We start from the raw sequence: 24,034 nt of genomic DNA on the forward strand, positions 1-24,034 counted from the left end.
GGAACTCTCCGTCTCGGTGGGGATCACTTGACGGCCCCGGCGGACAACCCGCCGACGAGCCACTTCTGGGCGACGACGGCGAGCACGTACATCGGGACGATCCCGACGAGCGAGGCCGCCGCCTGCTGGCCGAACTGCACGGTGCGGTCGCCCTGGAACAACGACAGACCGACCGGGAGGGTCTGGCTGTCGGTGCTCTGCGAGAACGACACGGCGAACAGGAACTCGTTGTACGACAGGAACAGGCAGATGAGCAGCGCGGCCACCAGGCCCGGGGCCAGCAGCGGCAGCACGATGCGGACCAGCCCGCCGGTGGTGGACAGCCCGTCGACCCAGCCGGCCTCCTCGACCTCGACCGGGACGCGCCGCACGAAACCGTCGAGCAGCCAGACCGCGACCGGCACGTTGGCCAGGCCGTTGACCAGGATCAACCCGGTCGCGGTGTTCGTGAGGTCGGCCTGCTTGAGCAGGTAGTACAAGGGCAGCACGGCGACGATGGGCGGTGCGCAGTAGCTGGCGAGCAGCACCGCCTGCAGCCGTTCCCCGCGCGCCCCGGCGCGGGCCGTCACGTACGCGGCGGGCACCGCCACGAGGGACGTGAGCAGGGTCGCGCCGATCGCGACGACCCACGAGTTCGCGAGCATCGTCGACAGGGGGACCGTGGAGAACGCCGCGGGGAAGTTCGACCAGACGAGCCGGCTGGGCAACCAGCCGCCGTTGGCGATGTCGTCGACGCTGCGCAGCGACAGCGAGACGAGGAACAGCAGGGGCAGCAGCGCGACCAGCGCGACGACGGCCAGGACGACGCGGACCCCGCTGCGGCGCAGGGTCGCCGCCGGGCTCGCGGCGCTCACCGGTCGGCCCTCACGGCGCGCGCCCGCAGCAGCGTGACGACGGTGGTCAGGACACCCACGACGAGGCCGAAGACGAGGGTCTCGGCCGCGGCCGTGCCGATCTCGTAGCTGCCGCGCAGGCCCGTCCGGAAGATCTCGAAGCTGGAGACGATGGTGGCCACCCCCGGCCCGCCCTGCGTCACGACCGTCACCAGGTCGAACACCTTCAGGCCGATGACGAGTTCGAGCAGCAGGACCGAGAACACGTTCGGGGCGATGACCGGCCAGACGACGTTCGTGAACGACCGGAACGGGCCCGCGCCGTCGAGGGCGGCCGCCTCGCGCAGTTCTTCGGGGACCCCGAGCAGCGCCGCGAACACGAGCAGCGTCACCAGCGGGGTCCACTGCCAGACGTGCATGACGACGAGCGCGCCGAACGCGCCGACGCTGTCGCCGAGGGGGTTCGCGCCGGGGAACCCCAGAGCGGAGAACAACCCGCCGAAGGCGCCGCCGACGGGGGCCAGCATGAGTTTCCACGCCACCCCGACCATGACCGGCGGGGTGACGAGCGGCAGCAGCAGGATCGTCCCGACGACGCCGAACCGCGTCCCGCGCGCGTGCAGCAGCAGGGCCAACGCCGCTCCGAGCACCGTCGCCGCCAGCGCGGCGACGACGGCGAACACGACCGAACGCAGGAGGGAGCCGGCGAAGGCGAGGGACTCCCAGGCGTCGACGAAGTTGTCCGTCCCGGTGAAGCGCTGCAGCGGCCGGGCCAGCGACGACTTCGTCACCGCGAGCGCGACGACGAACAGCGTGGGGTAGACGAGCATGAGGGCGAGCCCGGCCAGGCTGGGCGCCGCCAGCCAGGCCGGGACGTGCCCGGGGCGGTGGCGGCCGGGGACCGCGCGGCGGGTGCCGTCGGCGCGCGACCCCCGCCGCGGCCGCGGCAGCCCCGCACGGGTCCGTTCGTCGAGCTGCGTCATCCGAGCGTCTTCTCCCAGCTCTGCGCGGCCTCGTCGAGCGCGGCCTGCGGCGGGGTCTTCCCCTGGATCGCCAGCGCCAGCTGGTCGACGAGGTCCTGCAGCGCCTTGGGCGCCCCCTGCTGGCTCGGCCACGCCAGCGGCGTGCCGTCCAGGCCCTCGCGGATGACGTCGGTCGCCTTGCCGGCGGCCTGCGCGTAGGAGTCCGCGTCCAGCACGGACGTGCGGGCCGGGTCGATGCCGGACCCGGCGGTCGAGGCGAGCAGGAGGTTGTTCTCCCTGCTCGTCGCCCACTGCACGAACGCCGCGGCCGCGTCCTGCTGCTTCGACGCGCTGGAGACGCCGAGGCCGAAGCCGGCGTCCAGAGCCGTCCGCGGCGTCGTGTTCCTCCCCCCGACCGGCAGCGTCACGACGCCCCACTTGTCGACGATCTTGGAGCTCGACGGGTCCTGCGCCTTCAGGCCGAGGTCGGTCCAGGTGTCGAGCATGGCGCCCTGGCCCGACAGGAAGGCCGAGTTGGCCTGGTCGAAGCCCGTCTGCAGCGGCGTCGGCAGCGCCGAGGGGGACACGTCGATGAGGTGCTGCAGCGCCGCGAGACCCTCCTCGCCCGCGAAGGCCGGCCTGCCGTCGCCGTCCACCAGCGTCCCGCCGTACCCGGCGAGGCGGTTGATGAAGGAGCAACCCAGGATCATCGGGACCTGCTGGCCCTCGACGATGGCGCCGTAGACCGTCCCGCCGGAGTCCTTGGTGATCTTCTCGGCGGCCGCGTCGTACTCGTCCCACGTCGTCGGCGGCTCGACGCCGTACGTCTGGAAGACCTCGGCGTTGTAGTAGAGGACGTGCGTGTCACCGTCGAAGGGCAGGCCGTAGCGCTTGCCGTCGATGAGCGTGTAGGGGTCGTAGATCGACGGCAGGAAGTCGTCGGTGGCGATCTCGCCGTTGGCGCCGATCCACTCGGTGAGGTCGACGAGGGCGTCGGCCTCCACGAGCTCGCCGAGGCCGAAGTAGAAGTAGTCGAAGACGTCGAACTCGCCGTCCCCGCCCTGCACGTCGAGGATCTGCTTGCTCGTCAGCTGGTCGTAGGGGATCGCGGTGACCTGGAGCTCGCCGCCGAACTCGTCGGCGAACTTCTTGCCCAGCAGCTCGGTGAAGGCCAGCACGTGCGGCTGGTTGACCATCAGCTTGAGCGTCGTACCCGTGAGGTCGACGGCCTTCTGCGCGGCCAGGCCCGACGCCGCGGAGCCCTCGCCGCAGGCGGCGAGGCCACCGGTGGCGGCCAGGGCGCCGACGCCGAGGGCGCCCGACAGGACGCGACGGCGGCTGGCGAGGAGGCGGGCGGTGCTGGGCTGGGGCAGGTGGGTGCGACGGGGCGCGGACATGGCTGTGCTCCGGGAGTAGGCGGACGGGACGTCCGTCGGGGGGTGCGCGCGGACGGCGCGCTCGTGCGGGACGGGGTGTGACGTGGGGTGAGGACCCCGGGGGAGGTGGCGGCGGCCGGTCAGGCCGCGGGCGACGTCCTCCGGCACGTCGAGGAGCCCGGGCGACAGGCCATGGAGGCTGTGCGCGCGAGGTCGACGTGGTAGCGCCGGGTGAGCTGGGTGCAGCTGTCCACTACGAGTCCTCCATCGCCCCTGGCGGGAGCACCTGCCGCTCGCGCGGTGGTTGCTGTGGCGTCGTCGAGCCAGGTCTCTCGGCCACTCTGGATGGTGTTGCAGCGAGCGTAGCGGACGGCGGCGGCCGGTGGGGACGAGTCCGGCGGACGCGAGTGCGCAGGGTCCCCTCGGACGGGCTGTGCCACACTGAGGACGGCCGTGCGGTCCCTCACACCGGGCGCGCGGTCCGCCGTCGAGACCGTCGCCTGGTGCGTGGGTCCCGGGCAGCGCCGCGGTCTCGTGGAAGGACCTCGCAGGCGCCCCGGCCCGAGCCCCGGACGACGACCGTCGGTGGCTCCGGGGGGAGCACGCGCCGCGCGACCCCTCCGGTGCACCAGGACTTCCGTCGGGCGCGGGTCGACCCGCCCGGCGATTCCGACGAGGACGCCCGGGCGTCCGCGGGGACCAACCGGTGGAGCGGGCGCTGCGGGCCGTGCGGAGCACCCGTGACGAGCACACCTGACGACAACGCCACCACGACGCCGGAGGTGGCGCCGACGAGGCCCCGCCGCCGGCGAGCGGCCAGCCGGCCCGCGGGCCCCCCGGCCTCCGTGGAGGCGGCCGACCCGACCACTTCCGCCGACGCTCCGGGCGTTCCCGCGACCACCGGCGCCGGCGGGGCGGGTGACGTCCCGGCTCCCGCCGCCGCAGCCGTCGCCGAGCCCCCCTCCGAGCCCCCCGCCGAGCAGGCGCCGCCGGTCACCTCCGAGGACGCCCCGGCCCCGCGGCGACGTGCCCGCCGCGCCACCCGCAAGGTCACCACCCCCGAGGTCCCGGCCGCCGAGGTCACCACCCCCGAGGTCCCGGCTGCCGAGGCACCCGCGGCGGGCTCCGGCGCCGTCGCCGAACCGGTCGCCGAACCGGTCGCCGAACCGGCTCCGGCCCCCGCCCGCCGTCGCCGGGCCCGCAAGACCGCCGGCGCACCGGCTGCCGTCGAGACGCCCGCCGAGGCACCTCTCGAGGCGCCCACCGAGGCCGTCCAGGCCGGCGCCGGGACCGTGGCGGCCCCCGCCGTCGCGGCCGCCGAGGACGCCCCGGTCGAGGAGGCGCCGGTCCAGACCCCCGTCGAGCAGGAGGCGCCCGCCGCCCAGGACGCACCGTCCGAGGCCGACGACCTCATGGACGACCCGGTCCTGCTGCGCGCGGCCGGCTTCGCCCGCGGCACCCGCCGTGGCGGCACCGACGACCGGGAGGAGACCGCCGAGCGCGCCGCCGACGCCGCGGCCCGGGCGACCGCGCTGTTCTTCCAGGCCCCCGACGCCGAGACCCCGCCGCGTCGGCGCCGCGCCTCGGCCCCCGCGGGCCCGCCGCCGGGAGCCCGCCCCCTCGACGAGCACCGCGCGGGCGAGGCCGGTGACCGGGACGAGGGCGACGCCGAGGACGGCGCCGAGGACGGGTCCCCGCGCGACGGCGAGGTGCTGGACAGCCTGCGGGACCTGCGCCGTTCCCGCGGCACCCGGCGCCGGGACGCCGAGGACACCGACGAGGACACCGACGAGGACACCGACGAGGACACCGACGAGGACCGGTCCGAGGAGGCCGACGAGGAGGGCGACGAGGACGGGGACACCCGTGACGAGGACGGCGGCGCCCCCCGCCGCCGTCGCCGCCGCGGGGGTCGCGGCCGCCGCAGCCGTGGCCGGGACGCCGAGGACGACGCCGCCGACGACGGCGCCGACGGTGCGGACGACTCCGCCCCGGAGGGTGCGGACAACTCCGACGAGGACGAGGACACCGACGCCTCCGACGCCCCCGACGACGAGCAGTCGGGCTCCTCGCGGCGCCGCCGGCGTCGCCGGCGCCGCGGGGGGTCCGGCGACGGGGACGACGTCTCCGGCGACGACCCGCCGAACACCGTCACCCGGGTGCGCGAACCGCGGCGCTCGCGCGGCACCGGCGAGGACGAGATCACGGCGCTGCGCGGCTCGACCCGCCTCGAGGCCAAGAAGCAGCGCCGCCGCGAGGGTCGCGAGGCCGGGCGCAAGCGCGCCATCCTCACCGAGGCCGAGTTCCTGGCGCGCCGCGAGGCCGTCGAACGCGTCATGGTGGTGCGTCAGCAGGACGACCGCACGCAGATCGGCGTGCTCGAGGACGAGGTGCTCGTCGAGCACTACGGCGCCCGGCAGGCGCAGACGACGATGGTCGGCAACGTGTACCTCGGCCGCGTCCAGAACGTGCTGCCGAGCATGGAGGCGGCCTTCGTCGACGTCGGCAAGGGACGCAACGCGGTCCTGTACGCCGGTGAGGTCAACTGGGACGCCGCCGGGCTCGAGGGCCAGCCGCGCCGGATCGAGGCCGCGCTGAAGTCCGGCGACCCCGTCCTCGTCCAGGTCACCAAGGACCCGGTCGGGCACAAGGGCGCCCGCCTGACCAGCCAGGTCTCGCTGCCCGGCCGCTACCTCGTGTACGTGCCTCGTGGGTCCATGACCGGCATCTCGCGCAAGCTGCCCGACACCGAGCGGGCGCGCTTGAAGAAGGTGCTCAAGGAGGTCGTGCCGCCGGGGGCGGGCGTCATCGTCCGCACCGCGGCCGAGGGTGTCCACGAGGACGAGCTGCGCGCCGACGTCCAGCGCCTGCAGGCGACGTGGGAGGCCATCCAGGCCAAGTCCCGGAGCAAGAACGCGCCGCAGCTGCTGCACGGCGAACCCGACCTGACGGTCCGCGTCGTGCGCGACGTCTTCAACGAGGACTTCACCAAGGTCGTCGTGTCCGGGGAGCAGGCCTGGGAGGCCGTCCACGGGTACGTCGCCGACGTCGCCCCGGACCTCGCCGACCGGCTGGAGCGCTGGGAGGGGTCCCGGGACGTCTTCGAGCACCACCGGATCGACGAGCAGCTGCAGAAGGCGCTGGGCCGCAAGGTCTGGCTGCCCTCGGGCGGCTCCCTCGTCATCGACCCGACCGAGGCCATGCACGTCATCGACGTGAACACCGGGAAGTTCACCGGGGCCGGCGGGACGCTGGAGGAGACCGTCACGCGGAACAACCTCGAGGCCGCCGAGGAGATCGTCCGGCAGCTGCGGCTGCGCGACGTCGGCGGGATCATCGTCATCGACTTCATCGACATGGTCCTGGAGTCCAACCGCGACCTCGTCCTGCGCCGGCTCGTGGAGTGCCTGGGCCGGGACCGCACCAAGCACCAGGTCGCCGAGGTGACCTCGCTGGGGCTGGTCCAGATGACCCGCAAGCGCACCGGCCAGGGCCTGGCCGCGGTCCTGGAGGAGCTCGACGCGGCGGCCGACGCGAACCCCGCGCCGCAGCCGCCGCCGTCCTCCGGTGGCGAGGGCGGTGGCAACGGCGGCGGGAACGGTGGCGGGAGCGGTGGCGGCAAGTCCCGTCGCCGCCGCGGCCGGGACCGGTCGGCCGAGGAGGCCCGCCCCGAGGCGGCCGGCTCCGACGGCGCCACCGCGAAGGACCCCGGGCAGGAACCCGCCAAGGAGTCGGTGAAGGACCCGGCCGTGCTCGCCGCCATCGCCGCGGTCGCGGCGGCCGGGCGGCGCGAGCGGGACACCTCCGCGCCCGTCCCTGAACCGGCCGCGACGCCGGCGGGGGAGTGAGCGCGTCGTTTTGACCCCGGGGGGAAGCGTTCCGTACTCTTACCCCTTGGTGCGCCGTCGTGCGCGAGCCCCGGACCGCGTCTGCGGACCGGCGGCGATCCAGTTCGTGACGAGAGAAACGGGTTCGTTGTGGTGTACGCCATCGTCCGCGCCGGCGGCCGGCAGGAGAAGGTCTCGGTCGGCGACGTGCTGACCATCGACCGGGTCCCCGTGGCCAGCGGGGAGACGCTGCAGCTGCAGCCCCTGCTCCTCGTCGACGGTGAGACCGTCACTCACGACGCCTCGGCGCTCGCGGGTGTCAAGGTCGTCGCCGAGGTGGTCGAGGAGGCCAAGGGCCCCAAGATCACCATCCTCAAGTACAAGAACAAGACCGGGTACCGCAAGCGCCAGGGTCACCGCGCGAAGCTCACCCGCGTCAAGATCACCAGCATCGGGGCGTGACGTCAGATGGCACACAAGAAGGGCGCGAGCTCCTCGCGCAACGGTCGTGACTCCGCCGCGCAGCGCCTCGGTGTGAAGCGCTTCGGTGGCCAGGTCGTCAGCGCGGGCGAGATCCTCGTCCGTCAGCGCGGCACCCACTTCCACCCCGGTGCGGGTGTGGGCCGCGGCGGCGACGACACGCTGTTCGCGCTGATCCCGGGGGCCGTCGAGTTCGGTACCCGTCGTGGTCGCAAGGTCGTCAACATCGTCGCGGGCGAGTGACGACCCACCAGTCGTGAACACGAGGGGCGGACCGGAGCGATCCGGTCCGCCCCTCGTGCGTTCCACCAGCGGCTCCACCCCCAGTTCGAGGAGAAGACATGTCGACGCACTTCGTCGATCGCGTCGTGCTGCACGCGTCCGGCGGTGACGGCGGCAACGGGTGCGCCTCGGTGCACCGCGAGAAGTTCAAGCCCCTCGGCGGGCCCGACGGGGGCAACGGCGGTCGCGGCGGTGACGTCGTGCTCGAGGTCGACCCCCAGGTGACGACCCTGCTGGACCTGCACCGCCGCCCGCACCGCAGCGCGCCCGACGGCCGCTTCGGCATGGGCAGCCACCGCAACGGCGCCGAGGGCGACGACCTCGTCATCGGCGTCCCCGACGGCACGATCGTGCGGTCCTCCTCGGGCGACCTGCTCGCCGACATGGTCGGCCCGGGCACGCGCTACGTCGTGGCCCCCGGCGGTCGCGGTGGCCTGGGCAACGCGGCGCTGGCGACGACCAAGCGCAAGGCGCCCGGGTTCGCCCTGCTCGGCGAGCCCGGCGAGCAGCTCGACGTCGTGCTCGAGCTCAAGACGCTCGCCGACGTCGCGCTCGTGGGGTTCCCCAGCGCCGGCAAGTCGAGCCTGGTCGCGGCGCTGTCCGCGGCCCGGCCCAAGATCGCCGACTACCCCTTCACGACGCTCGTGCCGAACCTCGGCGTCGTCGAGGCCGGGTCGACGCGCTTCACCGTCGCCGACGTGCCCGGGCTCATCCCCGGCGCCAGCGAGGGCCGCGGCCTCGGGCTGGACTTCCTGCGGCACGTCGAACGCTGCGTGGCCCTCGTCCACGTCCTCGACGGCGCGACCCTGGAGACCGACCGGGACCCGGTGAGCGACCTCGAAGCCATCGAGAAGGAGCTCGCGGCCTACACCGTCGACGACGGCACCGTCCCGCTGCAGGACCGGCCGCGCATCGTCGTCGTCAACAAGGCCGACGTCCCCGACGCCCGCGACATGGCCGACATCGTCCGCGAGGACCTCGAGAAGCGCGGCGCGCCCGTCTTCGTCGTCTCGGCGGTGTCCCGCACCGGGTTGCGCGAGCTGTCCTTCGCGATGGCCGAGCTCGTCGCGGCCTCCCGGGCGGCCGCCCCCGAGGCCGTCCCCACGCGGGTCGTCCTCAACCCGCCGGCCGTGGACGCCGCCGGCTTCTCCGTCACGCGCGAGGAGTACGGCGACCCCGAGCGCCCGCAGGTCCGGTTCCGCGTGCGGGGCGGGAAGCCGCGACGCTGGGTCCGCCAGACCGACTTCACGAACGACGAGGCCGTCGGGTACCTCGCCGACCGCCTCGCGCGGCTGGGGGTCGAGGACGAGCTGTTCAAGAAGGGGGCGACGCCGGGCGCCGAGGTGGTCATCGGCGACGACGCGAACGCCGTCGTCTTCGACTGGGAGCCCACGATGGTCGCCGGCGCCGAGGTGCTCGGCCAGCGCGGGTCCGACCTGCGCCTGGAGGACCAGTCCCGCCCCACCCGCGCGGCCAAGCGCGAGGAGGAGCGCGAGCGCCGCGCCGCCAAGGCCGCCGCGCGCGGGGAGCTGGAGACCGAGCGCCTCTCCGGGCACTGGACCGCGGACGACGACGGCCGCGACGACGGCGACGGCCGCGACGAGGACTGAGGAGCGCCGGTGGGTCGTCAGGACCTGGCCTCGGCACGCCGGGTCGTCGTCAAGGTGGGCTCGTCCTCGCTGACGACCGCGGCCGGGGGCCTGGACGACTCCCGGCTGGACGCGCTGGTCGACGTCCTGGCCCGCCGCCGGCTGGGGGGCGGGGACGTCGTCCTCGTCTCCTCCGGGGCGATCGCGGCGGGTCTGGCCCCGCTGGGCCTGGCGAAGCGCCCGCGCGACCTGGCGAGCCAGCAGGCCGCCGCGAGCGTCGGGCAGGGGCTGCTGCTCGCCGAGTACGCGAGGGCCTTCGGGCACGCCGGGCTGACGGTCGGGCAGGTGCTGCTGACGGCCGAGGACGTCGTGCGGCGCACCCACTACGGCAACGCGCAGCGGACGCTGGAGCGGCTGCTGACCCTCGGCGTCGTGCCCGTCGTCAACGAGAACGACACCGTCGCCACCCACGAGATCCGCTTCGGCGACAACGACCGGCTGGCGGCGCTGGTGGCCCACCTCGTCCGTGCCGACGCCCTCGTCCTGCTGTCCGACGTCGACGCGCTGTACGACGCGCCCCCCTCGCGCCCCGGCGCGCGGCGCATCGCGCACGTGCGCGGGCCCGAGGACCTGGCCGGGGTGACGGTCGGGTCGGCGGGGTCGGCGGGCGTCGGCACGGGCGGCATGACGACCAAGGTGGAGGCCGCGGGCATCGCCACGTCCGCGGGCGTCCCCGCGCTCGTGACGTCGGCCGCGCTGGCCGCCCCGGCCCTGGCGGGCGAGGACGTGGGGACGTGGTTCTCGGTGCCGCCCACGCGCGCGGCCCGGCGCAGCACCCGCCAGCTCTGGCTCGCCCACGCCGCCGCGCCCGCCGGGCGTCTCGTGCTCGACGAGGGGGCCGTGCGCGCGGTGCGCTCGAACCGGTCCTCGCTGCTGCCGGCGGGCGTCGTGGGGCTGTCCGGGCGGTTCCGGGCGGGTGACCCGGTCGACCTGGTCGACGGAAACGGCCACGCGGTCGCCCGGGGGCTGGTGAACTACTCCTCGGAGGAACTGCCGGACCTGCTCGGCCGCACGACGCGCGAGCTGGCTCGGCAGTGGGGTCCGGCCTACGAGCGCGAGGTCGTGCACCGCGACCACCTGGTCCTCCTGGGACGCTGAAGCAACCGGCGACCGGCGCGAACGGAAGGGACCGTGGTGGGCGAGCCGTTGCCCTTGTGGTCGGTGACGTTGACGGTGGCGGGGCACGCCACGGACGTCACGGAGGTGCGGTCGGCCCTGGACCGGCTGCTGGCCGAGCACCCGTTCCTGTCCAGCGTGCGCTACAGCGCCACGCGCGCCGAGCTGCGCTACTGGGACGAGGCCCGCGACGTCGACGACGCCGCGGCCATGGCGTTGCGGCTCTGGCCCGAGCACCGGGTCAGCGCCGGCCTGCCGGACTGGTCGGTCGTGGGCGTCGAGGTCGTCGACCGCGCCACGGTGGAGCACCGCGCCGAGGCGCAGGCCGCGGCCCGGCCCCGGCGCGGTGCGCCCGGCCGCCGGGCCCGGACGCTGGACCTCATCGGGGACATCGCCCCCTGGTGACCGTTCCGGCGGTGTCGCCGAAACATTGTTGAACAATCGGGGGTCGCGGCTAGGCTGATCGCCATGACCCTCGCCGCGACCCCCGACACCTCGCTCGAGGACGCCGTCCTCGACGTCTGCCGACGGGCCAAGGTCGCCTCCCGACCGCTGCGGGTCGCGACGCGGGCCACCAAGGACGCTGCGCTGCAGGCGGTCGCGGACGCCCTGGAGGCCGCGACGGACCGCATCGTGGCCGCCAACGAGATCGACCTGGCCCGGGGTCGCTCCGAGGGAACCTCCGAGCACCTCCTGGACCGGCTGGCCCTCGACCCCGCCCGGATCGCGGCCGTCGCCGCCGCCGTGCGCGAGGTCGCGGCCCTGCCCGACCCGGTGGGGGAGGTCGTGCGCGGGTCCACGCTGCCCAACGGGTTGCGGCTGCGGCAGCTGCGCGTGCCGATGGGTGTCCTCGGCGTCGTCTACGAGGCCCGGCCCAACGTCACCGTGGACGTGGCGGTCCTGGCCCTCAAGAGCGGCAACGCCGTCGTGCTGCGGGGCGGGTCCGCGGCCCTGGAGTCCAACACCGTCCTCGTCGAGGTCGTGCGCGGGGCGCTGGAGTCCGCCGGGCTGCCCGCCGACGCCGTGACGAGCATCGACGAGCACGGCCGCGACGGCGTCGGCGTCCTGCTCACCGCCCGCGGCCTGGTCGACCTGCTCGTCCCGCGCGGTGGGGCCGACCTCATCCAGCGCGTCGTGCGCGAGGCGACCGTCCCCGTCATCGAGACCGGCGTCGGCAACTGCCACGTCTACGTCGACGCCTCCGCCGACCTGCGCCAGGCCGTCGACGTCGTCCTGAACGCCAAGACCTCCCGGCCCAGCGTCTGCAACGCCGCCGAGACCGTCCTCGTCCACTCGGCGCTCGCGGCCGACTTCCTGCCGTCGCTGCTGACCGCCCTGCACGGGGCCGGGGTGGTCCTGCACGCCGACGAGCGCGCGGTCGAGGCGGCGCGGGTGGCGGGCGTGCCCGCGCAGGCCGTGACGGACGACGACTGGGCCGCGGAGTTCCACGGCCTCGAGATCGCCGTGGGGGTCGTCGACTCCGTGCAGGACGCGGTGGAGCACATCGGGCGGTGGAGCTCGGCGCACACCGAGGCGGTCCTGGCGACCGACGTCCGCGTCACCGACTTCTTCTGCGCCGCCGTCGATTCCGCCGTCGTGGCCGTCAACGCCTCCACCCGCTTCACCGACGGCGGCGAGTTCGGCCTCGGGGCCGAGGTCGGGATCTCGACGCAGAAGCTGCACGCCCGCGGCCCGATGGGGCTGGGCGAGCTGACGACGACGACGTGGCAGGTCCTGGGCGACGGGCACGTGCGCGGCTGACGGTCACGCGTCCTCGTCGAGGGAGTCATTCGCGACGAGGTACGTGGGTCGCTGCTGCAGCTGGACGTAGAGCCGGCCCACGTACTCGCCGAGCACGCCCAGGCACAGCAGCTGCAGCGTGCCGACGCCCGCGACGACGGCCAGGGTGGACGTCCAGCCCGGCACCGTCCGGCCGAGCGCGAACGAGGCGAGCACGTACAGCAGCAGCAGCGACGTCGCCAGCGCGCCGCCGAGGCCGAACAGGGACGCCAGCCGCAGCGGGGCCGTGGAGGACCCCGTGATGGCGTCCATCGACAGCCGCACCATCCGGGCCAGGGGGTACTTCGTCCGGCCGGCGCTGCGGGCCTGGCGCGCGTACCCGACGCTCGTGGAGGAGAACCCCAGCTCCGGGATGACCAGGCGCAGGACGCGGTGGGCCTCGGGCAGCCGCAGCACGGTGTCGACGACGCTGCGGTGGGTGAAGCGGAAGTCCCCGGCCTGCTCGGGGGCGCGGCCGCCGAGGGTGCGGACGAGGCGGTAGAACGCCGAAGCCGTCAGCCGCTTGAGGCGGGAGTCCACCGACCTGTCCTCGCGGACGGCGTAGACGACGTCGTGCCCGCGCCCGGCCGCCGCCAGCAGCCGGGGGAGCACCTCGGGCGGGTCCTGCAGGTCGGCGTCCATGGTCACCACGCCCGCCCGGGCCCGGGCGCGGGCCAGGCCGGCCGACAGGGCCGCCTGGTGCCCGGAGTTGGCCCGCAGGCGCACGACCCGCAGCTGCGGCCAGTCGCGCCGCAACCGGGCCAGGACGACGGGGGTGGCGTCGGTGCTGCCGTCGTCGACGACGAGGACCTCGTACCCGCCGAGCCCCTCGGCCAGCAGCCCGTCGAGCACCGGTCGCAGCCGGGCCGCGAAGGCGGGGAGCACCTCGGCCTCGTCGAAGGCGGGCACGACGACGGACAGGGCCGGTGCGTCGCGGGACGGGGCGGAGGACACGGGCCGATCCTGCCGCAGCGCCCGGGTGGGGGACGTGCGAGACTGGCGCGCACCGCCCCACCGCTCGTCGCACCCCGCAGGAGGACCCGACCATGCTGCACGCGCTCGTCGCCGAAGCCGCTCAGCAGACCGAGGAGACCCACGGCGCCGGCTTGCCCTCGCCCTACGTCTTCGGCATCGTCGCCCTCTGCGTCCTGGCCTCGATGCTCATCGTGACCGTGGCCTTCCGCAGCGTCGGGACCCGTCACTGACCTCCGTCCCGCAGGACGTGCCCGGACCCCCGCCGTCGCGGCGGCCCCGGCTGGGGGTGATGGGCGGCACGTTCGACCCGGTCCACCACGGTCACCTGGTCGCGGCCAGCGAGGTCGCGGCCCGGTTCGCCCTGGACGAGGTCGTCTTCGTGCCGACGGGCCGGCCCTGGCAGAAGTCGCGCGGGGACATCGCCCCCGCCGAGCACCGCTACCTCATGACCGTCATCGCGACGGCGTCCAACCCCCGCTTCACGGTCTCGCGCGTCGACATCGACCGCGGCGGGTTCACCTACACGATCGACACGTTGCGCGAACTGCGCGACCTGCGGCCCGAGGCCGACCTGTTCTTCATCACCGGGGCCGACGCGCTGGCGCAGATCCTGCAGTGGAAGGACGTCGCCGAGCTCTGGTCGCTGGCGCACTTCGTCGGCGTGAGCCGGCCCGGGCACGCCCTGAGCGACGACGGCCTGCCGATGGACGGGGTGAGCCTGCTGGAGGTCCCGGCGCTGTCGATCTCCTCCACGGACTGCCGCCGGCGCGTCGCCGACGGTCTGCCCGTCTGGTACCTCGTGCCGGACGGCGTCGTGCAGCACATCTCCAAGCACCGCCTGTACGCCCCCGCGGCGGTGGACGGTCCCGCGGTCCCCGCCGTGGGAGGATCGAGGGGCTGAACCGCCCGACCCCGCCTGACCGCGTGCCTTTCCCGAGGAGTCCCGTGCCCGCATCCGACCGTTCTCTCGAGCTCGTCCACGCCGCCGCGGCGGCGGCCGCCGACAAGCTCGCGACCGACGTGATGGCGCTGGACGTCTCCGACCAGCTGTTCATCACCGACGCCTTCCTGCTGGCCTCCGCGCCCAACGAGCGCCAGGTGCGCGCCATCGCCGAGGCCGTCGAGGAGAAGCTGCTGCCGCTGGGCGCCAAGCCGGTGCGGCGCGAGGGTGAGCGCGAGGGCCGCTGGATCCTGCTCGACTTCGTCGACGTCGTCGTCCACGTCCAGCACGTCGAGGAGCGCGAGTACTACGCCCTCGAACGGCTGTGGAAGGACTGCCCGCTGCTGGAGCTGCCGCAGCCGGCGACGAGCGACCAGCAGGCGTGAGCGCCCGCCGCGTCGTCCTCTGGCGGCACGGCCGCACCGCCTCCAACGCCCAGAACCGCTTCCAGGGCCAGCTCGACGTCCCGCTCGACGACGTCGGGCGCGCCCAGGCCGCCGACGCCGCGGCGCACCTGGCGGCGACGGCGCAGGACGTCGCCGCCGTCGTGTCCTCCGACCTGTCCCGGGCCGTCGACACCGCGCGCGCCTTCACCGCGCTCACCGGTCACGAGCTCGTCCAGGACTCCGCGCTGCGCGAGGTCGACGCCGGCGCGTGGCAGGGCCTGCTGGGGGAGGAGATCGCCGCGCGCTGGCCGGACGAGCACGCCGCCTGGCGCCGCGGTGAGGACGTCCGGATGGGGGGTGGGGAGTCCCGCACCGAGCTCGGCCTGCGGGTCGCCGACGCCGTCGAGCGCCACGCCGCGGGCGTCGAGGGCACCCTCCTCGTCGCCTCCCACGGGGCCGCGCTCAAGGCCGCCGTCGTGCGCCTGGTCGGCCTGCCCGTGACGGCGGGCGGCTCGCTCACGGGGTTGCGCAACTGCCACTGGGCGGTCCTCGGCCGGCGCGGTGACGGGTGGGTGCTGGAGGAGTACGACGCGGGGCCGGCGGGGGCCGGGGTCGGCGCCGAGGGCTGACCGGGACCGGCCCGGCCGGGCGACGCGGGTGGTCACGACCACCGCCGCCGGTGCGGTAGTGTTGTCCTCGTTGCCGGGGGAAACCCACGGTGACGAGAGCGAGGGGCTGTGGCGCAGCTGGTAGCGCACCTCCATGGCATGGAGGGGGTCAGGGGTTCGAGTCCCCTCAGCTCCACCCCGACGAGGGCCCGGACGGTTGTCCGGGCCCTCTCTCGTTCCCGGGGCGTCTCCCCGGGGCGGTGCAGCCCCGGGGAGGGTCCCCGTCAGCGTGCGGGCTGCCAGCCCAGGGCCGGGGCCACGTGCTCGACGATCGAGCGCATGAGGTGGGCGTTGTAGTCCACGCCCAGGGCGTTCGGGATCGTCACCAGGAGCGTGTCGGCCTCGCGCACGGCCGCGTCCTTGGCCAGGTCCTCGGCCACCTGGTCGGGGTCGCCGGCGTAGGTCTTGCCGAAGCGCGCCAGCCCGGGTTCCCCGAGCGAGCCGACCTGGTCGGTCGAGCCGCGGTCGCGGCCGAAGTACGCCTCGTCGAGGTCGTCGACGATCGGCATCACGCTGCGGCTGACCGAGACCCGCGGTTCGCGCGCCCAGCCCGTCTCGCGCCACACCTGCCGGTAGAGCGCGATCTGCTCGGCCTGCAGCTCGTCGAACGGGACCCCGGTGTCCTCGGTCAGCAGGGTCGAGCTCATGAGGTTCATGCCCTGCTCGGCCGCCCAGCGCGCGGTGGCCCGGGTTCCCGACCCCCACCAGATCCGCTCGGACAGCCCGGGGGACTGGGGCAGGACCGGCAGCCGCACGCTGCGCCCCGTCATCCGCGGGTTCGACTCGGCGACCCCGGCCCCGGCGATCGCGCGCCGGAAGACGTCGGTGTGCCGGCGGGCCATGTCCGCCTCGGTCTCGCCCTCGGCGGGGACGTACCCGAAGGTCGCAGGGCCGTGCAGGGCGGGCTCGGGTGAGCCCCGGCTCACGCCGAGCTGCAGGCGGCCGTCGGAGATCAGGTCCGTCTGCGCGGCCTCCTCGGCCATGTAGAGGGGGTTCTCGTACCGCATGTCGATGACGCCGGTGCCCAGCTCGATGCGGTTGGTGCGGGCGGCCATGGCGGCGAGGACGGGGAACGGGGCGGCCTGCTGGCGGGCGAAGTGGTGCACCCGCACGTAGGCGCCGTCGAAGCCGAGCTCCTCGGCGGCCACCGCCAGTTCGACGGTCTGGACGAGGGCCTCGCGCGCGGTCCGCGCGGCCGAGCCGGGGACCGGTTGGTAGTGCCCGAAGGACAGGAAACCGATGCGCTTCACGCCATCATTGAACCATCAACAACGGCGTCGTGTTCCATGATGGCGGGGTGAACTCGCCGGAGACCTCCCGAGACCTGCCCGACCGCATCACGAAGGACACCCGGCTGTGCCTGTCGCTGTCGGGACGGCCCAGCAACCTCGGCACCCGCTTCCACAACTTCCTCTACGCCGAGCTGGACCTCGACTTCGTCTACAAGGCGTTCACCACCGACGACCTGCCCGCCGCGGTCGCGGGCATCCGCGCCCTCGGGATCCGCGGCGCAGGCGTCTCGATGCCGTTCAAGGAGGCCGTGATCCCGCTCGTCGACGAGCTCGAGGCGTCCGCCGCGGCCATCGACTCCGTCAACACCGTCGTCAACACGCCCCGCGAGGGCCGCTCGCACCTCGTCGCGCACAACACCGACTACCTCGCCGTCGCCGGGCTGCTGGCCCAGCACGGCATCACCCCGCAGGGCACCCCCGGCACCGCCGCGGTCCTCGGCAGCGGCGGGATGGCCAAGGCCTGCCTCGCGGCGCTGCGCGACGCCGGGTTCCCCGACCTGCTCGTCGTCGCCCGCAACGAGGCCACCGGCGCCCCGCTCGCCGCGCGGTACGGCGCCCGCTGGCTGCCCGCGCTCGAGGGCGCCGGACCCGACCTGCTGGTCAACGCCACGCCCGTCGGGATGGCCGGTGGGCCCGCGGCGGGCGACCTGCCCGCCCCCCGTGAGGCCGTCGTCGCGGCGAAGGCCGTCGTCGAGGTCGTCGCCGTCCCCGAGGAGACGCCGCTGGTGCGGCTCGCGCGCGAGCTCGGCACCCCCCTCGTCACCGGGACCGAGGTCGCCGCCTGGCAGGCCGCCGAGCAGTTCGCGCTCTACACCGGCGTCCGCCCGAGCGCCGACCAGGTCCGCCGAGCGGGTGAGTTCTCGCGGCGCACCGTGTGAACCTCGCCCGGTCGGGCCCCGCGGGTCGGACGAGGACCGCATGATCGAGGCATGTCCTCACCCGCTCGCCGTCTCCAGCCCGGCCCCGGTGGTGCCGAGGGGGAGGGGGTGACCACTGCGCCCGGACCCCGCGACGACGGCGCCGGCGACCCCGCCGCCCCCCGGCCCGCGTCCGCCGACCCGTCCGCGGCCCCCGCTGCTGTCGCCGCCCGCCGCGGCACGGGGGGCCTCGACAGTCGCGGCCGCACCGCGGCGCTCGTCCTCGTCCCGGTGGCCGGGGCCGTGGCCGTGGCCGTCGCGGCGGTCCTCGCCTCGACACCCGTCGTGCTCGTCGTGGCCCTCCTCGCGCTGGGGGCCGTCACCGCGGCGCTCGCCGTCGCCCTCGCGGTGACCGTCCGCGCCCACCGCGAGGCCGAGCGCTCGGTCGGCTCGCTGCTGGCGGCCCTGGAGGCCGCCCGGGACGAGACGGTGCAGGACGCCGTCACGGGGCTGCTGAACCGTCGCGGCCTGGTCCTCGTCGGGCACCAGGTGATGGAGTCCGCGCGCCGCTCCGGGGGCGCGGTGCACGCGTGCGTCGTGGAGGTCACCCCGGGGGTCCAGCTCGGCGGCAGCCGGTCGGTCGAGGAGGTCCGTGCCCAGCGCGAGACCGAGTGGGCCGCGGCCGCGGCCGCCCTGCGCGGGGCGACCCGCACGTCCGACGTCGTCGCGCGCGAGGGTGAGGGCCGCTTCGTCGTGCTCGGTCCCGGCGCCGGGTTGCACGCGCAGGAGCTCGAGCGCCGCATCCGCGTGGGGCTGGCCCAGGGCCGGCTCGCCGGTGGTGGCGAGCGCGCGCCGCGGCTGGCCGTCGAGGCGGGGGCCGCCGTGCTGGCCCCGTGGGACGAGGGCGGTGTCAGCGACCTCCTCGTGCGGGCCGAGCAGGCCCTGGCCCAGCGCCGCGCCCTGCGCCGCAGCGTGCCGCAGCACGGGTGGGGCCGTCGCCGCGGCGACCGCAGCGCCCGCCCGGAACGCCCCGGGGCCTGACCCCCTCCTCGTCCGCGTCCCCGCAGCGCCCCGTCGGCGCCCGGCCGCCACGGAGTAGGCTGTGCGGGTGTCCTCCCGCCGACTTCCCAGCCGGTGCTGAGCTGCTGCGACCTCGCAGGTGCTCGCACCGAGACCCCTCCTGCGCGAGGGGTCTTCCGCTGTCAGGGGCAGGTCGCAGGTGCGGGACGCACGCGAGCACCGGGAGGACGGGATGACTGACGTGTCGGTTGAGCAGACCGAGGAGCACGACGAGCAGCGCTACGACGCCTTCGCGCTGCAGGAGAAGTGGTTGCCGGTCTGGGACGACCTCAAACCCTTCCGCAGCGGGCAGGCGGGCGACGAGCGCCCGAAGAAGTACGTGCTCGACATGTTCCCGTACCCCTCCGGCGACCTGCACATGGGGCACGCCGAGGCGTACGCGCTGGGCGACGTCATCGCGCGGTACTGGGTGCAGCGCGGGTTCGACGTCATGCACCCCATCGGCTGGGACGCGTTTGGCCTGCCCGCGGAGAACGCGGCCATCAAGCGCGGCCTGGACCCGCGGCGGTGGACGTACGACAACATCGCCCAGCAGCGCGCCTCGATGCGCCGCTACGCCTGCTCCTTCGACTGGGACCGCGTGCTGCACACGTCGGACCCGGAGTACTACAAGTGGAACCAGTGGCTGTTCCTCAAGCTGTACGAGAAGGGCCTGGCCTACCGCAAGGACTCCCTCGTCAACTGGGACCCGGTCGACCAGACCGTGCTGGCCAACGAGCAGGTCCTGCCCGACGGCACGTCGGAGCGCTCCGGCGCCAAGGTGGTCAAGAAGAAGCTGACCCAGTGGTACTTCCGGATCACCGAGTACGCCGACCGGCTGCTGGACGACCTGGACCGCCTCGAGGGTCAGTGGCCCGCCAAGGTCATCTCGATGCAGCGCAACTGGATCGGGCGTTCGATCGGCGCCGAGGTCGAGTTCGCGATCGAGGGCCGCGCCGAACCCGTCACGGTCTACACGACCCGGCCCGACACCCTGCACGGCGCGACGTTCATGGTCGTCGCGGCCGACTCCGACCTGGCCGAGGAACTGGCCGCCGGCGCCACCCCCGAGGTCCGCGAGGCGTTCGAGGCGTACCGCACGCAGGTGCAGGAGACCTCCGAGATCGACCGCCTCTCCTCCGAGCGCGAGAAGACCGGCGTCGACCTGGGCCGCGTCGCGGTGAACCCCGTCAACGGCGAACGCCTGCCGATCTGGGCCGCCGACTACGTGCTGGCCGACTACGGCACCGGCGCCGTCATGGCCGTGCCCGCCCACGACCAGCGCGACCTCGACTTCGCCCGTGCGTTCGCCCTGCCCGTGCGGGTCGTCGTCGACGTCCGCGACGCCGAGGGGAACCCGCTGCCCGACCCGGCGGAGTCCGGCGAGGCCACGGCCGGCGACGGCGTGCTGGTGAACTCCGGCCCGCTGGACGGCCTGGACAAGGGGGCCGGCATCGCGAGGGCGATCGAGCTGCTGCAGGCCGAGGGCAGGGGCCGGCCGGCGAAGAACTACCGGCTGCGCGACTGGCTCATCTCCCGCCAGCGGTACTGGGGTACCCCGATCCCGGTCGTGCACACCGAGCACGGCGAGGTCCCCGTCCCCGAGGACCAGCTGCCCGTGCTGCTGCCGCCGTCGGAGGGGCTGAACCTCACGCCGAAGGGCACGAGCCCGCTGGGGGCGGCGCAGGACTGGGTCAACGTGCCCAGCCCGGTCGACGGGTCCCCGGCGCGCCGCGACCCGGACACGATGGACACGTTCGTCGACTCGTCCTGGTACTACCTGCGGTTCGTGTCCCCGGACGACGACACGAAACCCTTCGACACCGACCTCATCGCCCAGTGGGGTCCGATCGACCAGTACGTCGGCGGGGTGACCCACGCGATCCTGCACCTGCTGTACGCGCGGTTCATCACCAAGGTCCTGCACGACCTGGGGTACCTGCCGTTCGACGAGCCGTTCACCCGCCTGCTGAACCAGGGCATGGTGCAGATGGACGGCTCGGCCATGAGCAAGTCCAAGGGCAACCTGGTCCGGTTGTCCGACCAGCTCGAGGAGCACGGCGTCGACGCCGTCCGGCTGACGATGGCGTTCGCGGGCCCGCCCGAGGACGACATCGACTGGGCCGACGTCTCCCCGTCGGGCTCGGCGAAGTTCCTGGGCCGCGCGTGGCGGCTGGCGCGCGACGTCACCTCGCCGGTCGGGGCCGACGCGGCGAGCGGTGACGTCGGCCTGCGACGGGTGACCCACCGGACGCTGCACGACGTCGCCGGGCACGTGGAGGCGTTCCGCTTCAACGTGGCCGTGGCGCGCGTCATGGAACTGGTCAACGCGACCCGCAAGGCCATCGACTCCGGTCCGGGCGCGGACGACCCCGCCGTGCGCGAGGCCACCGAGGCCGTGGCGGTCGTGCTGTCCCTGTTCGCGCCGTACGTGGCCGAGGACATGTGGTCGCTGCTCGGCCACGAACCCGCCGTCGCGCGGGCCGGGTGGCCGGCGGTGGAGGAGTCGCTGCTGGTCGAGGACACCGTGACGTGCGTCGTCCAGGTCAAGGGCAAGGTCCGCGACCGCCTCGAGGTCGCTCCCGACATCACGAGTGAGGCGTTGCAGGAGCTGGCGATGGCCTCGGAGAAGGTGCAGGCGGCCCTGGCCGGTGCGGGGATCCGGACGGTCGTCGTCCGGGCCCCGAAGCTGGTCAACATCGTCCCGGCCTGATGGCCGCAGCACCTGCGGCCCTGCCGCCGTCCACCCCGCGGCTGCTGCTGCGGCGGTGGACGGCGGGCGACCGCGAACCGTTCGCGGCGATGAACGCCGACCCCGAGGTCGTGCGGTACGTCCCGGCGATCCCGGACCGCGCGAGCTCGGACCGGCTCGCCGACTACGCCGACGGGTGCTTCGACCGGCTCGGGTTCGGCCTGTCCGCGCTCGAGCGCCGGGACACCGGGGAGTTCGTCGGGTTCACCGGGCTGCACCGGATGCGCTGGTACCCCGAGGACGTCGAGATCGGCTGGCGCCTGGCCCGGTCGGCCTGGGGGCGGGGGTTCGCGACCGAGGCCGCCCGCGCGTGGGTCGAGCACGCCCGGGGGCTGGACCTGCCCCGGCTCATCTCGGTCGTGGACCCGGGCAACGCCGCCAGCCTGGCCGTCACCGGCAGGCTGGGGATGACCGAGGGGTGGCGCGCCGAGCGCGAGGGACGGCCGCACGTCGTCATGGTCCTGGACCTGTGACGCGCGGCCGCCCGCCCCGGCTCAGCCGGGGATGAGACCCGGCAGGTCGTGCTCCGCGATCGGGAACCCGGGGAAGCGGGTGAGCCGCACCAGCGGGATGGCCCGCATCATCGCGCCGTGCTGCGGGTCGAACACCATGCCCGCCCACGGGGTGTCCTCGAGGCGTTCGCGGACGAGGGGACCGGCGCTCGGGTGCGCCAGCCACACGTCGAGCTCGGAGTCGACCTGCAGCGGGACGCTCACCCCGTCCCCGGCCAGGGTCACGGTGCTGGCCAGCCGCACGTCCCGCGAGGACGCCCCCACGCGGACGCCGAACTCGCCGCCCTCGACGACCCAGCGGCCGGTCGCGCTGTGCCAGAACGAGAACGCCCGCTCGTCCAGCGCGATCGAGACCTCCTGCGCCTGACCCGGCTCCAGGTGGACGCGGGCGAAGCCCTTGAGCTCGGCGTCCGGTCGGAACACCGTCGCGTCCAGGTCGGCGACGTACACCTGGACGACCTCTGCGCCGGCGACCTCCCCGGTGTTCGTCACGGTCACGTGCACGTCGACGCCGCCTGCCGCGCCGGGTTCCACCCGCAGGTCGGAGTACCCGAACGTCGTGTAGGACAACCCGTGCCCGAACGCGGCGGCGACGGGCAGGGAGTGCGCGTCGTACCAGCGGTACCCGATGAGCAGGCCCTCGCCGTAGCGGACGTGGCCGTGCTCACCGGGGAAGTTCCCGACCGTGGGGTTGTCCCGGTAGTGGACGGGGATCGTCTCGGCGAGCTTGCCCGAGGGGTTCGCGACGCCGGACAGCAGGTCCGCGACGGCGCCGCCGCCGGCCTGCCCGCCGAGCCAGCCCTCGAGGACGGCCGGCACCGAGTGCTGCCACGGTTCGAGGTTGACGACGGACCCGTTGGCCAGCACGACGACGGTGCGCGGGTTCGCCGCCACGACGGCCTGCAGCAGGTCGAGCTGCTCCGGCGGCAGGTTCGTGTGCTCGCGGTCGTAGCCCTCGGACTCGTAGGAGGCGGGCAGGCCGAGGAACAGCACGACGACGTCGGCGGCCGCGGCCTGCTCGACGGCCTCGGCCACGAGTGCCCGCGCGCCCTCGCCCGCCGCGTCGTCCGGGTCGGCCTCGGGGACGTAGCCGGCCGCGAACGTCACCTCCCGGGAGCCGTCGAACTGCGCGCGCAGCGCGGTGAGGGCGTCGTCCAGGCGGGTGGGGTTCACCTGGGAACTGCCCGCGCCCTGGTAGCGCGGGGTGCGGGCGAACTCGCCGACGACGGCGATCGTCCCGCCGGTCGCGGTCAGCGGCAGGACCCGGTCCTCGTTCTTCAGCAGGACGGCGCTGGCCCGGGCGGCCTCGCGGGCCAGGGCGTGGTGGGCGTCGACGTCGACCGTGCCGGGGTCGGCGAGCGCCGGCCGGGCCTTTTCGACGAGTTCCAGGACGCGCAGGACGGCTCGGTCGAGGTCCTCGGTGGTGAGGCTGCCGGTGCTGACGGCCTCCAGGATGCGCTGGGTGCCGGCGCCGGAGGAGGACGGCATCTCCAGGTCCAGACCGGCGCGGACCCCGTCCTCGCGGACGTTGACGGCCCCCCAGTCGGAGACGACGAGGCCGGAGAAACCCCATTCGCCGCGCAGGACGTCGGTGAGCAGCCACGGGTCCTCGGAGGCGTAGACGCCGTTGATGCGGTTGTAGGAGCACATGACCGTCCACGGCTGGGCGGTGCGGACGACCCGTTCGAACGCGGTGAGGTAGACCTCGCGCAGCGTGCGCTCGTCGACGTCGGCGGAGACCGTCATGCGCTGGGTCTCCTGGTTGTTCGCCGCGAAGTGCTTCAGCGAGGTCCCGACGCCCTGGCTCTGCACGCCCTGCACGAGGGCGGCGGCGAGGTCGCCGGCCAGCACCGGGTCCTCGGAGAAGTACTCGAAGTTCCGCCCGCACAGCGGCGACCGCTTCATGTTGACGCCGGGGCCGAGCAGGACGGCCACGCCCTCGGCGCGCGTCTCGCGGCCCAGCGCCTGCCCGACGCGGTGCAGCAGGTCGACGTCCCAGGAGGAGGCGAGCCCGGCCGCGGGCGGGAAGCAGGTGGCCGGGACGGAGTTCGTCAGCCCCAGGTGGTCGTCCCCCTCGGCCTGCTTGCGCAGCCCGTGCGGGCCGTCGGTGACCATGAGCGCCGGGACGCCGAGGCGTTCGACGGGCTCGGTGTGCCAGAAGTCGGAGCCGTCGAGGAGGGCGGCCTTCTCCTCCAGCGTCAGTTCGGCGAGCAGTCGCGCCGGGGAGCGGGTGACGTCGGTGTCGGTCATGGCGGGAGGGTACGCCCGAACACCTACCGGTTGGAAGGT

General features: G+C 74.6%; 20 protein-coding genes, 1 tRNA gene, 1 pseudogene and 1 riboswitch. Of the genes and pseudogenes, 16 read left to right on the forward strand and 6 right to left on the reverse strand.

Going from position 1 to position 24,034, the window contains the following annotated elements; genetic code table 11:
* Positions 1-23 precede the first annotated feature (23 nt).
* The 3 genes from AB2L28_RS07225 to AB2L28_RS07235 are packed head-to-tail and all read right to left on the reverse strand — an operon-like array spanning position 24 to position 3,192.
* Positions 24-854, reverse strand: a complete 831-nt coding sequence (locus tag AB2L28_RS07225) for a carbohydrate ABC transporter permease (protein WP_370718076.1) — start codon at positions 852-854, stop codon at positions 24-26.
* The gene (locus tag AB2L28_RS07230) at positions 851-1,816 is read right to left on the reverse strand and encodes a carbohydrate ABC transporter permease (RefSeq protein ID WP_370718077.1); all 966 of its coding nucleotides are present in this window, start codon (positions 1,814-1,816) and stop codon (positions 851-853) included. The genes AB2L28_RS07225 and AB2L28_RS07230 overlap by 4 nt, the downstream gene beginning before the upstream one ends.
* Positions 1,813-3,192, reverse strand: a complete 1,380-nt coding sequence (locus tag AB2L28_RS07235) for an ABC transporter substrate-binding protein (protein WP_370718078.1) — start codon at positions 3,190-3,192, stop codon at positions 1,813-1,815. Before AB2L28_RS07235 ends, AB2L28_RS07230 begins: the two co-directional genes overlap by 4 nt.
* A 240-nt stretch (positions 3,193-3,432) precedes the next feature.
* A riboswitch (SAM riboswitch) is annotated at positions 3,433-3,523 on the reverse strand.
* 388 nt (positions 3,524-3,911) lie between these two features.
* On the opposite strand from AB2L28_RS07235, the pseudogene AB2L28_RS07240 reads away from it, so the two are divergent.
* From AB2L28_RS07240 to AB2L28_RS07270, 7 genes and pseudogenes are all read left to right on the forward strand, one after another.
* Positions 3,912-7,016 (forward strand): annotated as a pseudogene (locus tag AB2L28_RS07240) (Rne/Rng family ribonuclease); the annotation flags it as partial.
* A 132-nt stretch (positions 7,017-7,148) separates the two neighbouring features.
* Positions 7,149-7,460 carry a 50S ribosomal protein L21 gene (gene rplU, locus AB2L28_RS07245; RefSeq protein WP_179749490.1) on the forward strand — a complete coding sequence of 104 codons (312 nt, stop codon included), beginning with the start codon at positions 7,149-7,151 and terminating at the stop codon, positions 7,458-7,460.
* A 6-nt stretch (positions 7,461-7,466) separates the two neighbouring features.
* Positions 7,467-7,721 carry a 50S ribosomal protein L27 gene (gene rpmA / locus AB2L28_RS07250; RefSeq protein WP_106207788.1) on the forward strand — a complete coding sequence of 85 codons (255 nt, stop codon included), beginning with the start codon at positions 7,467-7,469 and terminating at the stop codon, positions 7,719-7,721.
* Positions 7,722-7,819: 98 nt separating this feature from the next.
* Entirely contained in the window at positions 7,820-9,370 is a 1,551-nt protein-coding gene (gene obgE, locus AB2L28_RS07255; RefSeq protein WP_370718080.1) for a GTPase ObgE, read from the forward strand.
* Between the two features lie 24 nt (positions 9,371-9,394).
* The gene (gene proB, locus AB2L28_RS07260) at positions 9,395-10,507 is read left to right on the forward strand and encodes a glutamate 5-kinase (protein WP_370718379.1); all 1,113 of its coding nucleotides are present in this window, start codon (positions 9,395-9,397) and stop codon (positions 10,505-10,507) included.
* 36 nt (positions 10,508-10,543) lie between these two features.
* Entirely contained in the window at positions 10,544-10,930 is a 387-nt protein-coding gene (locus AB2L28_RS07265; protein WP_370718081.1) for a DUF8830 family protein, read from the forward strand.
* Positions 10,931-10,993: 63 nt separating this feature from the next.
* Positions 10,994-12,286 (forward strand): glutamate-5-semialdehyde dehydrogenase, encoded by a 1,293-nt coding sequence (locus tag AB2L28_RS07270; RefSeq protein WP_370718082.1) that lies wholly within the window; start codon positions 10,994-10,996, stop codon positions 12,284-12,286.
* A 3-nt stretch (positions 12,287-12,289) separates the two neighbouring features.
* Here AB2L28_RS07270 and AB2L28_RS07275 read toward each other — a convergent pair whose 3' ends face one another.
* Positions 12,290-13,258, reverse strand: a complete 969-nt coding sequence (locus AB2L28_RS07275; protein WP_370718083.1) for a glycosyltransferase family 2 protein — start codon at positions 13,256-13,258, stop codon at positions 12,290-12,292.
* 92 nt (positions 13,259-13,350) lie between these two features.
* Between AB2L28_RS07275 and AB2L28_RS07280 the strand changes: the two genes are divergently transcribed.
* The 5 genes from AB2L28_RS07280 (at position 13,351) to AB2L28_RS07300 (ending at position 15,409) form a co-directional block, all read left to right on the forward strand.
* Positions 13,351-13,509, forward strand: a complete 159-nt coding sequence (locus AB2L28_RS07280) for a hypothetical protein (RefSeq protein ID WP_370718084.1) — start codon at positions 13,351-13,353, stop codon at positions 13,507-13,509.
* Between the two features lie 17 nt (positions 13,510-13,526).
* Positions 13,527-14,180: a nicotinate-nucleotide adenylyltransferase gene (nadD, locus tag AB2L28_RS07285; RefSeq protein ID WP_370718085.1), complete on the forward strand. Its 654-nt coding sequence runs from the start codon at positions 13,527-13,529 to the stop codon at positions 14,178-14,180.
* 44 nt (positions 14,181-14,224) lie between these two features.
* Positions 14,225-14,605 (forward strand): ribosome silencing factor, encoded by a 381-nt coding sequence (gene rsfS, locus AB2L28_RS07290; protein WP_370718086.1) that lies wholly within the window; start codon positions 14,225-14,227, stop codon positions 14,603-14,605.
* Entirely contained in the window at positions 14,602-15,234 is a 633-nt protein-coding gene (locus AB2L28_RS07295; RefSeq protein ID WP_370718087.1) for a histidine phosphatase family protein, read from the forward strand. The genes rsfS and AB2L28_RS07295 overlap by 4 nt, the downstream gene beginning before the upstream one ends.
* Positions 15,235-15,336: 102 nt before the next feature.
* Positions 15,337-15,409, forward strand: a tRNA-Ala gene (locus AB2L28_RS07300).
* Positions 15,410-15,497: 88 nt separating this feature from the next.
* Here the strand turns inward: AB2L28_RS07300 and AB2L28_RS07305 are convergent.
* Complete coding sequence (locus tag AB2L28_RS07305; protein WP_370718088.1) at positions 15,498-16,523, reverse strand: LLM class flavin-dependent oxidoreductase; 1,026 nt, start codon at positions 16,521-16,523, stop codon at positions 15,498-15,500.
* A 47-nt stretch (positions 16,524-16,570) separates the two neighbouring features.
* On the opposite strand from AB2L28_RS07305, the gene AB2L28_RS07310 reads away from it, so the two are divergent.
* The 4 genes from AB2L28_RS07310 to AB2L28_RS07325 all read left to right on the forward strand — a co-directional run bounded on the left by AB2L28_RS07310 (position 16,571) and on the right by AB2L28_RS07325 (position 21,706).
* Positions 16,571-17,443 carry a shikimate 5-dehydrogenase gene (locus tag AB2L28_RS07310; protein ID WP_370718089.1) on the forward strand — a complete coding sequence of 291 codons (873 nt, stop codon included), beginning with the start codon at positions 16,571-16,573 and terminating at the stop codon, positions 17,441-17,443.
* 108 nt (positions 17,444-17,551) lie between these two features.
* On the forward strand, positions 17,552-18,463 hold the full coding sequence (locus tag AB2L28_RS07315; RefSeq protein ID WP_370718090.1) for a GGDEF domain-containing protein: 912 nt from the start codon (positions 17,552-17,554) through the stop codon (positions 18,461-18,463).
* 211 nt (positions 18,464-18,674) lie between these two features.
* Positions 18,675-21,194 (forward strand): leucine--tRNA ligase, encoded by a 2,520-nt coding sequence (leuS, locus tag AB2L28_RS07320; RefSeq protein WP_370718091.1) that lies wholly within the window; start codon positions 18,675-18,677, stop codon positions 21,192-21,194.
* Entirely contained in the window at positions 21,194-21,706 is a 513-nt protein-coding gene (locus AB2L28_RS07325; RefSeq protein WP_370718092.1) for a GNAT family N-acetyltransferase, read from the forward strand. The genes leuS and AB2L28_RS07325 overlap by 1 nt, the downstream gene beginning before the upstream one ends.
* 21 nt (positions 21,707-21,727) lie before the next feature.
* Here AB2L28_RS07325 and AB2L28_RS07330 read toward each other — a convergent pair whose 3' ends face one another.
* Positions 21,728-23,995, reverse strand: a complete 2,268-nt coding sequence (locus tag AB2L28_RS07330; RefSeq protein ID WP_370718093.1) for a glycoside hydrolase family 3 C-terminal domain-containing protein — start codon at positions 23,993-23,995, stop codon at positions 21,728-21,730.
* Positions 23,996-24,034: the final 39 nt, after the last annotated feature.

This window comes from Kineococcus mangrovi (genome assembly GCF_041320705.1).
Lineage (GTDB): Bacteria > Actinomycetota > Actinomycetes > Actinomycetales > Kineococcaceae > Kineococcus > Kineococcus mangrovi.